Source organism: Geobacillus sp. PLS 41, from assembly GCF_056494105.1.
Genome location: NZ_CM151395.1, coordinates 953717 through 968922, shown reverse-complemented (window position 1 = coordinate 968922; position 15206 = coordinate 953717). Strand labels below are relative to the sequence as shown.

The 15206-nt window shown below is 54.4% G+C and carries 19 protein-coding genes; all 19 read right to left on the bottom strand.

The window, feature by feature from the left end; all coding sequences use genetic code 11:
- Window positions 1–385 precede the first annotated feature (385 nt).
- The 19 genes from ACVX3G_RS04715 to ACVX3G_RS04625 all read right to left on the bottom strand — a co-directional run bounded on the left by ACVX3G_RS04715 (window position 386) and on the right by ACVX3G_RS04625 (window position 15132).
- The gene (locus ACVX3G_RS04715; protein ID WP_014196766.1) at window positions 386–499 is read right to left on the bottom strand and encodes a flagellin; all 114 of its coding nucleotides are present in this window, start codon (window positions 497–499) and stop codon (window positions 386–388) included.
- 345 nt (window positions 500–844) lie between these two features.
- Window positions 845–1606, bottom strand: a complete 762-nt coding sequence (locus tag ACVX3G_RS04710; RefSeq protein ID WP_014196767.1) for a flagellin N-terminal helical domain-containing protein — start codon at window positions 1604–1606, stop codon at window positions 845–847.
- A gap of 153 nt (window positions 1607–1759) precedes the next feature.
- Entirely contained in the window at window positions 1760–1945 is a 186-nt protein-coding gene (locus ACVX3G_RS04705; protein WP_014196768.1) for a hypothetical protein, read from the bottom strand.
- Window positions 1942–2190, bottom strand: a complete 249-nt coding sequence (gene csrA / locus ACVX3G_RS04700) for a carbon storage regulator CsrA (protein ID WP_014196769.1) — start codon at window positions 2188–2190, stop codon at window positions 1942–1944. Before csrA ends, ACVX3G_RS04705 begins: the two co-directional genes overlap by 4 nt.
- Window positions 2191–2203: 13 nt before the next feature.
- Window positions 2204–2638 (bottom strand): flagellar assembly protein FliW, encoded by a 435-nt coding sequence (fliW, locus tag ACVX3G_RS04695; RefSeq protein ID WP_014196770.1) that lies wholly within the window; start codon window positions 2636–2638, stop codon window positions 2204–2206.
- Between the two features lie 20 nt (window positions 2639–2658).
- The gene (locus tag ACVX3G_RS04690) at window positions 2659–3213 is read right to left on the bottom strand and encodes a DUF6470 family protein (protein ID WP_014196771.1); all 555 of its coding nucleotides are present in this window, start codon (window positions 3211–3213) and stop codon (window positions 2659–2661) included.
- Window positions 3214–3294: 81 nt separating this feature from the next.
- Window positions 3295–4188: a flagellar hook-associated protein FlgL gene (flgL, locus tag ACVX3G_RS04685; RefSeq protein WP_011232606.1), complete on the bottom strand. Its 894-nt coding sequence runs from the start codon at window positions 4186–4188 to the stop codon at window positions 3295–3297.
- 10 nt (window positions 4189–4198) lie between these two features.
- Window positions 4199–5794 (bottom strand): flagellar hook-associated protein FlgK, encoded by a 1596-nt coding sequence (flgK, locus tag ACVX3G_RS04680; protein WP_014196772.1) that lies wholly within the window; start codon window positions 5792–5794, stop codon window positions 4199–4201.
- Window positions 5795–5805: 11 nt separating this feature from the next.
- The gene (locus ACVX3G_RS04675; RefSeq protein WP_014196773.1) at window positions 5806–6273 is read right to left on the bottom strand and encodes a flagellar protein FlgN; all 468 of its coding nucleotides are present in this window, start codon (window positions 6271–6273) and stop codon (window positions 5806–5808) included.
- 15 nt (window positions 6274–6288) lie between these two features.
- Window positions 6289–6555 carry a flagellar biosynthesis anti-sigma factor FlgM gene (gene flgM / locus ACVX3G_RS04670; RefSeq protein ID WP_011232609.1) on the bottom strand — a complete coding sequence of 89 codons (267 nt, stop codon included), beginning with the start codon at window positions 6553–6555 and terminating at the stop codon, window positions 6289–6291.
- Between the two features lie 72 nt (window positions 6556–6627).
- The gene (locus tag ACVX3G_RS04665; RefSeq protein ID WP_014196774.1) at window positions 6628–7038 is read right to left on the bottom strand and encodes a TIGR03826 family flagellar region protein; all 411 of its coding nucleotides are present in this window, start codon (window positions 7036–7038) and stop codon (window positions 6628–6630) included.
- Between the two features lie 238 nt (window positions 7039–7276).
- Entirely contained in the window at window positions 7277–7714 is a 438-nt protein-coding gene (locus ACVX3G_RS04660) for a YaaR family protein (RefSeq protein WP_011232611.1), read from the bottom strand.
- A gap of 83 nt (window positions 7715–7797) precedes the next feature.
- Entirely contained in the window at window positions 7798–8625 is an 828-nt protein-coding gene (locus ACVX3G_RS04655) for a flagellin N-terminal helical domain-containing protein (protein WP_014196776.1), read from the bottom strand.
- An 18-nt stretch (window positions 8626–8643) separates the two neighbouring features.
- Window positions 8644–9069: a flagellar export chaperone FliS gene (fliS, locus tag ACVX3G_RS04650; protein ID WP_014196777.1), complete on the bottom strand. Its 426-nt coding sequence runs from the start codon at window positions 9067–9069 to the stop codon at window positions 8644–8646.
- 45 nt (window positions 9070–9114) lie between these two features.
- Window positions 9115–9411, bottom strand: a complete 297-nt coding sequence (locus tag ACVX3G_RS04645) for an EscU/YscU/HrcU family type III secretion system export apparatus switch protein (RefSeq protein ID WP_014196778.1) — start codon at window positions 9409–9411, stop codon at window positions 9115–9117.
- Entirely contained in the window at window positions 9408–11552 is a 2145-nt protein-coding gene (locus tag ACVX3G_RS04640) for a hypothetical protein (protein WP_479454584.1), read from the bottom strand. Before ACVX3G_RS04640 ends, ACVX3G_RS04645 begins: the two co-directional genes overlap by 4 nt.
- A 72-nt stretch (window positions 11553–11624) precedes the next feature.
- Window positions 11625–12317, bottom strand: coding sequence for a ComF family protein (locus ACVX3G_RS04635; RefSeq protein ID WP_011232616.1), 693 nt, complete (start codon window positions 12315–12317; stop codon window positions 11625–11627).
- Entirely contained in the window at window positions 12314–13705 is a 1392-nt protein-coding gene (locus tag ACVX3G_RS04630; protein WP_328091304.1) for an ATP-dependent helicase ComFA, read from the bottom strand. The genes ACVX3G_RS04635 and ACVX3G_RS04630 overlap by 4 nt, the downstream gene beginning before the upstream one ends.
- A gap of 581 nt (window positions 13706–14286) precedes the next feature.
- Window positions 14287–15132 (bottom strand): DegV family protein, encoded by an 846-nt coding sequence (locus ACVX3G_RS04625; protein WP_015375861.1) that lies wholly within the window; start codon window positions 15130–15132, stop codon window positions 14287–14289.
- Between the last annotated feature and the right edge of the window lie 74 nt (window positions 15133–15206).

Below are 15206 nucleotides of genomic sequence, written 5' to 3'. Positions count from 1 at the left end.
AAAATTAACGCAGAAGCTGTAAAACTCCTTGCGGTTGTTGGTTGGCTTGCCATGCCTCAACGTCTTTCGACCGTTGTGTAGACTACCTCTTCACCCTCAGCTTCACCTGTTAGGGGCTGGGCGCTTCGGGTCGGCGTCCGCCTTCCCTACGGGCTTCATCACCATAGCACATGCCGTAGGTGGTATGCCCTAGTCGTTGAACCTTCTCCACCCTTTCGGGACAGGAGCTTGGCTGCTGATTGCCCATTGTTGCATCTTTCCTTTTTTCAAGCCGTCACGCCGGCCGTTTCCAGCTACGTTGTGGCAAGGAAAGCTTTAGGGCTTCCCAGCAATTCACCCAGTCATCCTCTTAGCCGTTTCCAGCTAAGACGCCCGCCAAACCAGCCTACCGAAGCAGCTGCAACACCGCCTGCGGCAGTTGGTTTGATTGAGCCAACATCGCTTGCGCCGCTTGCGCCAAGATGTTGTTTTTCGTGAATTCCATCATTTCTTTGGCCATCGTGCCACCCGCCCTTTCGGTGCGGGACAAGACTACATCTTCACCCTCAGCTTCACCTGTTAGGGGCCGGGCGCTTCGGATGAGCGAGGACGATGGAAATCCTCTTCACCCTACGGGCTTCATCGCCATAGCACAAGCCGTAGGCGGTATGCCCTAGTCGTTGAACCTTCTCCACCCTTTCGGGACAGGAGCTTGGCTGCTGATTGCCCAATCCTTCAGCTTTTTCTGCCGTCACGTCTGCCGTTTCCGGCTCCGTTGTGGCGCTAAAGGCTCTCAGGGCTTCCCAGCAATTCACCCGGTGATGATCCTAGCCGTTTCCAGCCAGGACGACTGTGCCTGTTGCCGCTAAGCGGCTAAGGCATAATCAACGTCACGGATGCGGGATTCTGCGGCAGTTAAGTTTTCCGCAGAAGTATTTAAATTGTTAATCGAGTATTCGAGACGGTTTTGATAAGCCCCTAATTTAGAACGCTCAGCTGAAACCTTTTTTATAGCTTGATCAATAGTAGTGATAGCCGCCGTTGCTGTTGCAGAGTCACTACTAATATCAATTGCATTAGCAGTTTCGTCATCGCCTGTTGCTACGGATAGCCCTGTTCCAGCTGTCATATTACCAATCGTCAAAGTGATTGTTTGGTCTTGGTTTGCACCCACTTGAAACACGAAAGAACCATCGCTATTTGGACCACCAGTCCCGTTTAGCAGTTTTTGAGTGTTAAACTCTGTATTATTAGCGATTCGGTTTAAGTCTTTAGCCAATTGGTTTGCCTCATCTTGGATAGCTTGTCGGTCTTCCGTAGTATTGGTATCATTAGCTGCTTGAACTGCTAACTCTCTCATGCGTTGCAAAATTGCATGCGCCTCATTTAAACCTCCTTCGGCTGTTTGGATGAGAGAGATACCATCCTGTGCATTGCGAGCTGCTTGCTCTAGCCCACGAATTTGTCCACGCATTTTTTCAGAGATGGAAAGACCAGCAGCGTCATCGCCCGCGCGGTTGATGCGCAGACCGGAAGACAGTTTTTCCATGTTTTTCGCTGCGGCGCCTTGACCGATCGTTAATTGACGATACGTGTTTAACGCCGCAATGTTGTGGTTAATTCTCATCGTTCTTTCCTCCTTGAAATTTTTTGTTCCACGTCCTTGTGGAATGATAGATTCGCGGATAGGAAGAAAGTCGGCCGCCTTTCTTCGCTATGCCGCGTTCACTTTTTATATCGGTTTGTTTTTTAGAAGTTTAATAGATTGGAGAAAAATTTTTTAGATTTTGATGTCGAGAAATTGGGAAAATGGCGAAGGCTGTTGGATTTCTTTAATGTTATGAGCTGGATCGTCTTTATGTTTGTTAATCATTTCGTTTAAGGCTTGTTCGGCAATGGCCTTATTATCTTGCACAATGCGTGCGACGACGCCTTGGACTGGCACTCCGCCGATGCTGACGCTCATGCTTGTTTCCCCCCTTTCCAGTGCTTCAACTGCTCGTTCAACTGTTCGAGCGATGATTTGGAGGCGTGAGAGGCGGCGCTGTTTTCCGCTTGGATGGCGAGGTACACTTCTTTGCGATGAATGTCGACGTGTTTGGGCGCGTTGATGCCGAGTTTCACTTGATCGCCTTGGATGGCGAGGACGGTGATTTCGATGTCGTCGCCGATTTGGATCGCTTCTTTGATTTTGCGCGTTAGAACAAGCATCAGGCCGCCTCCTTTACGTCGCCACTTTGTCCGGGAAAAGGCGATGTTTCGTTTGGTACGGGGGGTTCGTTAAGATCACTTGCTTGCCAAGCCGCTTGCGGGCGTTGATGACCACGGGCGCCTGCAAGTTCGCCGTCGTCTCGTGAAACGGGTCGGCGACGGTGAGGATCACGTACACCGCGACGTCGCGTTCGCTTTCAATGTTAAGTTGTTCGACCGTCGCTTCATCCAGTTCAAATTCGTATGTTGGAAAGTACGAAAACGGTTCGATCAAGACAAACCCGAGCGCAGGGGTCTCGACCGACTGCAAGATGACAAACGGCGTGTCGGCGAGCGGAAGAAGGACGAACCGCTTTTCGTCGGCGAATCCGGGCAAGCCATGTGGGAAATGGATAATGTCTTCTTCCTTCACCGCCACGGTTCCGTGGTATTTCGTGTCGATATTCATGAATCGTTCCTCCTGTTTTCTCAAATGACGACGTCAATGTGAAGCGACGGGCGCTGGGCGAGGGCGATCTTGACCGTTCCTTGCTGGTAGCGGATGATCGGCGCATGCGCCTTCACATCAATGCGCGGCGCGTGGGTGTTCCAGTCGATCGCCAGCCGTCCTGGTTCATAGTCGACCTTGACGCTAAACGGCGGCGGGACGAGGGCGATGTTGAACTCGAGCGGCGGGTCTTCACTGTTTACAACGGCTTGGTCGGCGAGCGGGTTGCCGCCGTCCTCGATGCGCATCAGTTCATCGCCTTGGACCGCAGCGCGCTCGATGAAATCGAGCACCGCTTGCCGCCCGTCAGCGGCCGCATCCCGAATGAGCCGAAACACGTGCTTGTTGTTCACCGCCGCCCACGCCTCGGTCTGGTCGATCGTCAGGCGGGCGGGGATGGAAGCGATGCGCATGTCGGCGGACGGCTGCTCGATCGCCATGTCGGCATGGGGCTGGGCAATCTCGAGCCGCGCGGGTTCGCTTGAGATCGCCAGCTTGGCGTACGTCGCTTCCATCCTAAGCTGCGGAATGCGCATGCCCTTCCCCCTTTCAATGGTTGGGATGGATACCAAAACAGCGCGGGACTGTTCGGTGAAAAAAGCCAGCAGGAAGCTGGCTTAGCGCAAAAAGTCAACCAGCGTCGGCTGAATGACGCGCGCGCCGACGGCCAAAGCGGCTCGGTGGACGCTTTCTTGCGTTTTCAAGTCGGTGATGACTTTTTCAAGATCAACGTCTTCGTTGTCCGACAACATTTTTTCCGCGATCACCTGCTGGCTGTCGATGCGGTCTTCCATCAGCTCGATCCGGTTCATGCGCGCGCCGAGTTCGGCGCGGACGCCGAGCAAATTTGTCAAATGGCTGTCGAGTTTGTCTAAATAGCCCGTTAAATCATTACCGGTCGTACTCGGATTTTCGAGGGAAGCGGCCAAGTTTTGCAAGTCGGAAAACAATCCGCTGCCCGCCCCGAACGCTGTGCTCGGCGGAATGTTGACCGGAATGTAAATGCCTTTGGCGAGCTCAATGTTCAGCTGTTGGCTGTTCGTCGACACGGAAATCGTGCCGTCCGGGTTCACAGTAACAGGTGGCTCCGTCGTTTTCGCGCCGTTAAAGATGTATTTGTCGCCGACTTTCGTATTGGCGATCGTGACCAAATGTTCGGTGAGCTGGCGCACTTCTTTGGCGATCGACTGGCGCTGGGTTTCTTCGTATGTGTCGTTGCTCGCCTGCACGACGAGCTCGCGGATGCGCTGCAGCGCCTGCGTCGCCTTGTCAAGCGCCGAATCAGAGTTTTCGACCCAGTTGTACGCTTCCGAGAAATTGCGTTTGAACTGCTCGACTTCGGCTAAATTCGAACGGTAGGCGATTCCTTTCATCGCCACAACAGGATCGTCGGACGGGCGGGTGATTTTTTTCCCCGTCGAAAGCTGGGTTTGATATTGATCTAACTTTTCGTAGCTGCGGGTGATTTGTTTCAACATATTATTCGCCAACATGCTTTGCGTAATACGCATCACCGTTCACCTACCTTCCAACGACGCCCATGCCGTTGATGAGTTTATCGAGCATCTCGTCAATCACCGTAATTTGACGCGCCGCGGCGTTGTAGGCGTGCTGGAATTTGATCATGTTCATCATCTCTTCATCCAGCGACACGGAGCTGACCGACTGCCGTTTTTCCTCCACCGACTGGCGCAGAATTTCACTATTGCTTTTCATCCGGTTCGCCTGCTCACCGTCGACGCCAAGCTGTCCGATCCAGCCTTGGTAGTTCGTTTCGACCGTGCCTGAGGAAAGCGGCAAATTAAGGGACGCCAAGTTGACGGAGATGCCGTCTTGCAGCGAAACGGTCGCATTGGACAGAAGCAGGCTGCGGACGTTGGCGAGGTTGATGGCGTTGTTGCCATTCCCTGTTTCCCCGCTTTTCGTTGACGCCGCGATGTTCGCCAAATCGTCGATGTCGGCGGCGAGTTTGATCGTTTTCGCCGCGCCGCTCACTGCGCCGATCCCGTCAAAAAACGGGTGATTCGTGCTCCCGTTTAGCCCGTAGCCTTGTTGATGAACGTCGTTGAACACCTTGCCGAACGTGTAGGTGAGCTTGTCCAAATTCGCCAGCATGTCTGGGTACAGCCCTTTGACGATCGGCTGGCCGCTGGCGTCGGTTCCTGTTTGATAGCCGTATCCTTCGATCAGCCCGCGCAATTTGCCGTTCGGAAGAGAGGAAAAGGAAACGGTCGTCCCGCTGACATCGAGCGTATTGATGCCTAGATCGGGAGGCATCTCCTTCACCCCGTCGCCGTCGACATCGCTGCCATCGGAAAACGACACGACAGACGCCGTTCGGCCTTGAACGAGATACACTTTCGCGCTCCCGTTCATCACGTAAACATCGTACGTTCCTTCCGCCATGGGCAAGGCGTTTCCGCCAGTTGGATGCTTTTCCACACCGATCTCCATATATTGCGACAGCTGGTCGATCAACCGATCGCGCTCATCGTACAAGTCGTTGGGCAAATAGCCGTTCGGCTCGATTTCGGCGATCCGTTCATTCAATGCGCTGATTTGGTTGAGAAGGGAATTGATTTCCGTCACCGTCGTACCGATTTGCGTGCCAAGATCCGTGCGGATTTGCGCCAAGGAATTTGACAAGTAATGGAACGTCTCGACGACCGCTAACCCGCGCTGGCGGACGACGGAGCGCGCTCCTTCGTTCTCCGGGTGGGTGCTCAAATCTTGAAGCGCCTGCCAAAACTGGTCCATCGTTTTCGCCAGTCCGCTGTCGGACGGCTCATTCATAATGTCTTCCATCTTCGACACCGCATCCGCGCGCGCTTCCCAATAGCCGAGTTTGCTGTTTTCGCCGCGGTATTGGATGTCGAGGAAATATTCACGCACCCGTTCGACCGACGACGCTTCCACCCCTGTCCCCATTTGCCCTGGGATGTTCGGGCGGTTGAGCCCGGGCGTCGGAAACGGCGGCGTCGCCTTGAGTTGGACGCGTTGCCGTGTATACCCTTCCGTATTGGCGTTGGCGATGTTATGTCCTGTCGTATACAACGCCGCTTGCTGGGCCATCATGGCGCGCCGAGCGGCTTCTAATCCGTGGAATGTCGAGAGCATCGTTCTCCCCCTTACGCTTTCGATTCAAACAGCGGGCGGTCTGGCGATGGCGCGTACCCTTGCGTGCGGCTGTAAGTGGACGGCGTTGGGGTGAACGTCTCGATCATGGCGGTGACAAACTGGAGCGACTGCTCAATGAGCTGGCGGTTCAACTCATTCGCTTCCGCCACCGCGTTCACCGCCTGTTTCAGCCGCTCACGGCATTCACGCAATTCCTCGCGCTCCTTGCCTTTCGCCATCGCCTCGCATTGGGCGATTGTCACCGTTTCATCGCCGAGCACCTCTTTCAGCCAGCGCCGCCGCCGTTCTTCGAGTTGACGGATGGCCAAAATATGCTTTTGTTCATCCGTAAGCAAAGCCGACAGCGCCTCGATATCGTTTTTTTTCAACGCTTCCGTTTTCCGCCGCGAAAGCGCCAGCAAGCTTTCATGCAGCTCGATATGCGCCCGCAAAAGATGGATGAGTGCCGCAAACGTCATCACGATCCGCTTCCTTTATCGATGGTTTCGATAATACTCGATCATCCGCTTGGCGACCGCCCGCGGGTCGACTTGGTATGTGCCGTTTTCAATTTGTTGGCGCAGCTCATCCAATTTCGCCTGCCGCGCCTGTTCCCAGCTCGCCGCTTCTTGCAGCTCTTTTGCTTCTTTCGAAATTTCCACTTGATCTCTAGACGCCTTCTCCGTCGCCAGCCGCTCCGTTTTGGCGAGCTGACGCTGGTACGGGTTGACGCCCATCGGTCCAATATGGTGGATTTTCATCACATTCACCTCGCTTGACCGGCGCTTGTTTGCATTTGGCTATTGTTTATATCGGAACGTTGACGGAAATGTTTAGCGTTCTTGATAGTCTTGGGTGTAATAAGTGGCGCGGCGGGAACGAGCTTCTTTTTCCTTTTCCCCCTCCGCCCGTCGCAAGTCGGCTTGCAGCTGGCCAAGGCACTTGGCGCACAGCCGCCCTTCACGGATCATCGCTCCGCACGAGTCGCAAGGGTAGCCGAGATTTGGAAAATGGACGAGCTGCAGCCGCCCCGCGCGAATCCATTTGATGATCAGCTTCTCCTCCACCCCTGTCGCCTCAACAACTTGCGCCATCGTCGCCGTGCGGTTTTCCCGTTTGCGCAAAAACGCGTAGACACGCTCAAACTGCCGCTCTTCCTCTTGGTGGCACGATTCGCATACATCACGCGTCGATAATTTGACAAACAACCGCCCGCACTTCGAGCAATTGGATAGTTCCGCCATCGTGGATCCCTCCCGATCATTGCCTATGAAGCCGCTGTATAAAAACTTATTAGGTTGAATAATGGCGCCCGCCTGGTGGTCACCAACTCGTCGCCAACACCGCCCCTCCTGTCAGTGACGCGTCCCTGCATGCGGCGCCGTTGAACATATTCCACAGCCGCAAGCAGATCGATAATCTGTCAATATTGATGACCAACGCAACATTGCGGAATCGATCTTGTACTCTTAAACGATTCCGTCATGTGTAAATATTAATGATCAGCCCTTGAATCTCGCCGACAAGCCGCAAAATCTCGAGTCCACGCTGTTCTTTTTGCAGCACTTCATTCGTCAGTTCAACGAGCTTTTGATCGACTTCCTTCACGAGCTTATAAATGCGCGCCCGCCCGCCGCGGCTGAAGCCGCGCTGTTCTTCCAGCTGCAGGCCGTTTTTCACCGCATCGTCCAAAAACGACTTGACGAGCTGCTTATATTTGCGCAAATCCTCAACCGTCCGCGACTCGGCAAGCTTTTTCCCTTGCTCCTCGATTTGCCGGACTTGTTCGTTGATCCGCTCCCATACGACGTTGTGGCGCGTTTTCGCCATGACTTCGGTGAAGGACACCGATTCCATCGGGACGTCATCCTTGCGGCTCACGTTCGCCAGCCCAGCGCGCGTTACTTTTTGCACTTCCATCGTCATCACCTCTCGCTACCCCCATTATCGCACAATCATAGCAAAAGGGCGAGGCGTTTATGCCCCGCCCAACGCGGATTCAATTAACTTTTCAACAGCTGCAAAATCCCTTGCGGCAGCTGATTCGACTGCGCGAGCATCGCCTGCGCCGCCTGCGTCAAAATGTTGTTTTTCGTAAACTCGGCCATCTCCATCGCCATATCCGTATCGCGGATGCGGGATTCGGCGGCGGTCAAGTTTTCGTTCGCGGTTGTCAAGTTGTTAATGGTATGCTCGAGGCGGTTTTGGTAAGCCCCCATCTTAGAACGGGATTTGGATACGGAGATGATGGCATTATCCAATGTTGTGATCGCATTCTGGGCATCAGTAATCGTTTTAATATTTAAATTGCTAATGTCTGTAGCATCCTCGCCAAGAGAGTTTTTCAATTGCTGTTTCCAAGATAATGTCAACGTTTGCCCATTGTTGGCTCCAAGTTGGATATCGATATTTTGATCAGTAGCAAGAATATTCATTTTGTTAAATTGCGTATCTTGCCCAATACGGTCAATTTCTTCAATCAACTGCTGAAACTCGCTGTCAAGCGCTTCGCGATCCGTATCTTGGTTCGTCCCATTCGCCGCCTGCACAGCCAGCTCGCGCATCCGTTGCAGGATGCTGTGGACTTCGTTTAACGCCCCTTCCGCCGTTTGAATGAGCGAAATCGCATCGAGCGCGTTCCGTTCCGCCATCTGCAGGCCGCGAATTTGCGAGCGCATTTTTTCCGAAATGGCAAGCCCCGCCGCGTCGTCAGCCGCACGGTTAATGCGCAAGCCGGAGGAGAGGCGCTCCAAGTTTTTCGAAATGCTCGATTGATTGGCCGCCAAATTGCGGTAGGCGTTGAGCGCCTGAATGTTATGGTTGATTCGCATCGAAACCGACTCCTTTGCTTAAGATTGCTCATAGGCGATGAACTGCTCATACTCTGCTGTTTTGGGCTTTCGCACCGTTTGCGCGGGGGAGGCGCCGCTCTTCAGCGCCTCGTTCCACGCGGTGGCGATCGTAGTCGTTAATTGCCACACTTCCTGAACAATCTTCACGTCTTTTTTCATATTCGCCTCGATGAGGCGCTCAGCCATATAGTTGTAGAGCGCATCCAACTGATGGGCGATGATGCCCGCGTCATAGCGCAATCCAACGCCGAGGCGGCGAAGGATGTCGTTTCCTTTTTGCAGCTGTTTGTTCGCTTTCCAATAGTCTTTTTGTTCAAGGGCCGTGATGGCCTCTTCCAAACATTCCATCAATCCTTCATATAACAATGCCGTCAGCTGTTGCGAGTTTTTTTGGTAAATCCATTCTTCTGTAAAAAAATCCACTATGTATTACCCCCATTTTTATATCGGTCGTTATTTCAGGCATGTTTAGTGATTTTTTTCAAATTCCTGAATTAAAATGAGTATTTCAGCGATGACCGCATACAATTGCGGCGGGATGCGGTCGCCAAGATCAAGCTGAAGCAAGTTTTGCACGAGCAATGGATCCTCTTGAATCGGGATGTGATGCTGTTTCGCCAGTTCAATGATTTTCTGCGCCACATGTCCGCTTCCTTGGGCGACGACAGTCGGCGACTGGCCCGACGATTCGTCATACCGGATGACGGCCGCCGTCGGACCAGTCATTTGCTTTCGTTTTTTTTGATTGAAATATTGCGCCATCATATCGTGAAATCGTACCCTCTTTCCGTAAACGGTCCGTACAGGCGAACGGATGGCACCCGTTTTTCTTCTTCCTGCCGCTTCGTTTCATTCGTCAGCTTTGTGATGTTGACCATTTTGACGTGGTAGCCGATCTCCTCCAATCGCTTTTTCGCCATATCGATGAACGGCGCGGCTTTTTGGGCAAAGTCATCGCGGTCGTTGCGAAGGGTGACGGACAAGCTTCGCTCATTGGCTTGAAGCAAAATGCCGAGGTCTCCCAGTTTTTTCGTCTCCAGCAAGAAATACAGCTGACAGTTTTCCCAATCGATTCGCTCGCCATCTTGGCGGGCGTTGACATAGACGTTGACGTTCCGCACTTCATTTTGCCATCGCAACGGCAAGGAGAAGAACAGGCTTTGCATGCCCACTCCTGCGTCCCAGCGGTTCAACAGCTGTTGGCCAGTCAAATTGGCCAGCGCTTGCACCGACTGGCGCGCGATGGGTTCATTTTCGCTTTGCACAAGCTGCAAGAGCGCCGCCTTCATATTTTGCAGTGTTCCTTCCTCGTCCGCACCTTTTTGCACGAACGATTCAGCCGCCTCATACTCGTGGGTAAAACCAAACCGTCGGAATGCTTCAAACAGTTGCCGTGCTGATGGGCCGTCAACGAACGGCTGCGTCGCTTCGTTTATGTGCCGGAGAAATGCTTTGGACGCATCTTCCTGCGGTTCGCCCAACCCAACCACAAAATGCTTCACTTTTGCTTCGGAAAGTTTCAGTTCCATATTCGCAAGGGTCTCTTTTACCCCATTGACCAATTTTCGAGCGCCTTGCTCATCCCCTTGACGAAGCCGCTTTTTCGCTTCAGCCAGCTGGGAGCTCGCCTTCATCAGCTGCTTTTCCGTCGCCATGTCCGTAAACAGCATCAAATCACTTTTTAAAATGACGTTGTCCAACTGCTTAATTGCGCTTTCCAAGTACTGTTTTGCCTGCAAGCGGGCGGCTTGTCCTCTTTGTTCCGCCCAGTGCAGCACCGTCTCCAAATGGCGCATCACATTGCGCTTCACAATCTGAAAGTCACGGGACGCCTGTGCCATTTTGGCTGTGACCGTTTGCACGAGAAAGTCTTTCGTTTGCATCGGCACACTCACTTGCATCCATGTTCCATTAAGCGGAACATGGTCCAATGATCCCGAAGAAAGGGTTTGTTCCATGTCACTCAACATATCGAACAACGCTTTCCGGGCAGCAAGCTCTCTTCCGCTTTCCATCGACTGGCGCGCTTCTGTCAATGCTTCGTTGAACGCCTGCCTCCAGGCAGGATGAATCTGAACTCCTTCTCCAATCTCCTTTTGAATCAAGTCAAGCGCTTGTTCAAGATGCGGCTCTTTTTTCAGTTGCTCGATGGCATGAAGAACCTTGTCGCGCAATAAATTGATCGCTTGCATCATCTCTGTGCCATTTGCCTTTTGATGCGGTTCGGACAAAAGAGCTGTTAATCGTTGCAGCAATTGTTGAACGAATTCTTGTGGAGAACCAACACGGGACATAGAAGTTGACGCACTGTCGTCCAATTTTCCTTCCATGGAAACGCGGAACTTCTTTTGTTCATTCACCTTAAGCTCCTCTACCATATCTACGAGCCTCTCTCCGAGCGGCTTCCCATGCAGCGCCTCATGGACGGTCGCAAGATGAACGCCCGTCAGTTCTAAATGCTTATTGATGACCGCGCGGACGGTATCGAGTTTTTGCTCTGCGGTGCCTGGGGCTTCGGTGAAAAAGGTACGCAAGGTGGAAACGATCTCTTTTGTGAGCGATTGTCCATGTTTTTGCAGCCAAGCCCCGACCTGTCTCAGCTCAGGCGATAACGGTTCAGAAGCAGAAAAATGAACCGCTTGTTTGTCCGTCTCTTGGGGGGGACGGGGAACGATTCGCGCCACTGGAACTCCGTCTTGTTCCCCGACGATCTTGATGGCCACACGCCCTTCCTGCGGCCATTCCCCTTCCGTTCGCACCTGCACTTCGATCCCTTTGATCACGACAACGGCGGCGCCGCCTTGGCTTTCTTTGATGACGGCATCGTATGTTTCCCCTTTTTGCACCACCAGCGTTTGATTTGGCGACGTTATCGGTTGTCTGGTAAAAACGTTGCGAATTTCCATCCCCGTTCACCTTCCGCTCCATTCGGTTGCTACTGTTTATATCGGCATCCTGCAGGCAAATGTTTAGCCTGCTCACGCCCGCACCAACGTCAACGCCCACACCTCCGCCGCCCCCGCCTCAAGCAGCACGCGGGCCGCGTGGCGGATGGTGATGCCCGTTGTGTAAATGTCGTCGATCAGCACGATTCGTTTTCCGTCAAGCGGGGGATGATCGGCAAGGAAAAATGGGTTGTCGGTCTTCAGCCGTTCGCGGCGCGATTTTTTCGACTGCTTCTCGGAATGCCGGCGGGCCAGCCAAGGGAAATACGGGGATGGAAGCAAGCGGGCGAGCGCTTCCGCTTGGTTGAAGCCGCGCTCATCGAGGCGCTCGCGGCTTAACGGGATCGGGACGACGTGCCAGCCGCGGCCGAAATGGCGGCGAAACGCTTGGGAAAACGGTCGGCGGAACGCCTCGACGATGACATAGTCGCCGCGGAATTTCCATAAGGCGACGACGTCTTTCATCCAGTCGTTGTATAGATAGACAGATCGGTTTTTCACGAGCACCCTCCCCCATTGTTCATCTTCCTGCCACCTTAGACAGTCGGCGCACAGCGATGGCTTGGCTTCCTCAAGCGGACGGCCGCACATCTCGCAAAGGCGGCCGCGAATGACGGCGAACGACCCGCGGCAGCGCGGGCAAAGGACGTCAAGGTCTTCGAGGAAAAGAAGCTGGCGCCAGCTGTTAATCGGGTTATATGGAGAATGGCAAAGAAGGCAGTTCATCGATGCAGCAACCCCCTTTTCTTTGCTGTCTCATTCATGCGGACAATGTGGCGGCGCGCCCGCACCATCTCGTTCGTTTTCCCGTGATGGAAAAAGCGGACATCGCCGTCAGGGAACGCGGCGTGGCGGCCGACGCGGCCGGCGATTTGCACGAGGGCGCTTTCCGTGAAAATGCGGTCTTCGGCGCCAAGGACGGCGACATCGATGTTCGGCACGGTCACGCCGCGCTCAAGGATCGTTGTTGTGACGAGCAGCGGCACGCGCCCATCGCGAAACGCCTGAACGTGCTCAGCTCTGTCTGGGGCTTCGGCATGAACGCCGACGATGCGGGGATCGACGCGCTGCAAGAGGCGGGTGACCGCTTCAAGCTCATCGATATGGGGAACGAACAAAAACGCTTGTTTTCCCTGCGCCAAACGATGGAGAACCCACGCAAGGACGTTTTCGGGCAAGCGGCCGCGCTCTAACCGTTTGCGCCAATTGCCGCACCATTCGAACACGGGGACGGGAAGCGGACGGCCGTGGTAGCGGGCGGGGATGACGGCGGCGTTCCGTTTGCCTCTTGTGATGTCAAGCTGCCAATCGCGGGATGGGGTGGCGGTTAAATAAATGAGGCTCGACTGTTCTTTCCGCGCTTGACTGACGGCGTATTGGAGCATCGGCTCAACAGAATATGGGAAGGCATCGACTTCATCCACGATCATAACGTCAAAGACGCGGTAAGCCCGCAGCAACTGGTGGGTGGTGGAGAGGACCAAAGAAGCGATCCGCCCGCGCTCATCGCTTCCGCCGTGCCATACGGCGAGCGAAACGCGCGGGAACGCTTGGCGAAAGCGGGGAGCAAGCTCGCGGACAACATCGGTCCGTGGCGTGGCGAGGCCAACGCGCCAGCCCTTCTCGAGCGCGGCGGCGATGGCGGGAAACAAAATCTCGGTTTTCCCTGCCCCGCATACGGCCCAAACGAGCAGTTCGCTTCGATCGAGCACGGCCTGTTTGACAGCCATAGCGGCATCCTCCTGAGCGGCGGACAGCGTCCCATCCCAAACAAGCGGCGCCTCGTGCCGCTCGGACGGAAGCGGCATCGTCACGTGCACAAGGTGAGTGCAGGAGCTGATGCGCCCCATCACGAGACACTTGCGGCAATACGCGCAATCCGATCCACAGCGGGCGCATGGAAACGAGGCGAACAGATGGCGATCATCATTTCCGCAACGGCCGCAGCGCCAGCCGCGCGCTGTTTTGATGAGCCCGGGCTGTTCGCATAGCGAACCGGTCTGGATGGCGGCAGCGACTTCTCCATCAGGAAACGGCAGCTGCTCTCGGGGTAGGCGCTGGCCATTGAGCCAAGCGACGAGCGGGGAAGCAGCGGCTGATGGGGGAATGTACAATGAGCATCACTCCTTTTGTCATTTAGGAAAAGCATGTCTCCTAGTCGGGAGCCAAAAAGAGCGGATGACGCGGCAAAAACGCCATGGAAAACCACCCTCTCCCCAAGTTGAGAGACTTGAAGCGCATAAAGGTACAGGAAGAGCGATCTCACGGCATTCTTTAGAAGGCTGGTAATAAAAGACGGGTGTCATGCACAAAACAACAACATTCGATCAGAAAAGAAAGTGGAGATGAAAAGGCCTTTCCAAATGGAATCAGGATGTGGTTTGACCGTCTTTTTCACGACATATCGGCCTTCGAAAGAAATGGATGTGGCGAAACCTGATGCCAGCGAAGATTCACAGGAGAGTCATGGAGCCGATCGATAACGTGTTTCGACAACATTCCCAGGGAAATAGCGACAAGTTTTTCAGGAAAGGAAAACGGTTCGACAAGTTCGGCCAGCCCCGCATCTTCGGTCCGTTTCATAAAGCAGAGAGAAACCTACTGTACAACAAATTCGCCGCCGCGCAAGGCGGAGCGCACCGTTCCGCCTTGCGCTTGGCTGCAGCGCCTCGAGACGGCGCTTTGCAGCCCCGGCTTAAGGCTGATACCACGTCAACCCGAGCGCGCCTTCGCCGACATGCGTGGCGATGACGGGACCAAAATAGCTGATCGAAAATTCGACGTGCGGATAGCGGGCGGACAGCTCATCGCGCCAGCGGCCCGCTTCATCCGGCTGGTTGGCGTGGATGATGGCGGCTTTGAGCGGCACACCCTTTTCCGCATCTTCGGCGAACAGCTCTTCGATGCGGTGGATCGCTTTTTTGCGCGTGCGAATTTTTTCAAACGGCACGATCACTTTGTTTTCAAAGCGAAGAAGCGGCTTGATTTGCAAGAGGCCGCCGATGAACGCCTGCGCCCCGGTCAGCCGTCCGCCCCGCTGCAGATGGGCCAAGTCGTCGACCATAAAGTAGGCGCGCAGCGTTCGCTTCATCTCATCGAGGCGGGCGAGAATCTCGTCCGGCGCTTTCCCCGCTTGCGCCATCTCGGCGGCTTCGATGGCGTAAAACCCTTGCGCCATGCAGCTGATTTCCGAATCGTAGGCGTAAACGCGCAGGCCATCCACCATCGTCCCTGCCGTGACCGCCCCTTGGTACGTGCCGCTGATGCCGCTTGAGAGGTGGATGCTGATGGCAGCGTCGTACCCTTCCTCACGAATGGCAGTGAACAAGTCGACAAATTCGCCGACTGAGGGCTGCGATGTCGTCGGCAGCTTCGGGTGCTGCTTGATTTTGGCGAAAAATTCATCGGCCGTCATATCGATCTCTTCGCGATATGTTTCGTCCCCAAAAATGACGCTGAGCGGAATCATCCGGATGCCGAGCCGCTCGCGCACGTCTTTTGGCAAATAAGCCGTGCTATCGGTGACAATCGCAATTTTCACGGGCGCCATTCCTTCCTGATTCAGCCTTTTCTGCCATTATACCAAAAAGACTGGCTGTCCACCACCGCTCAATG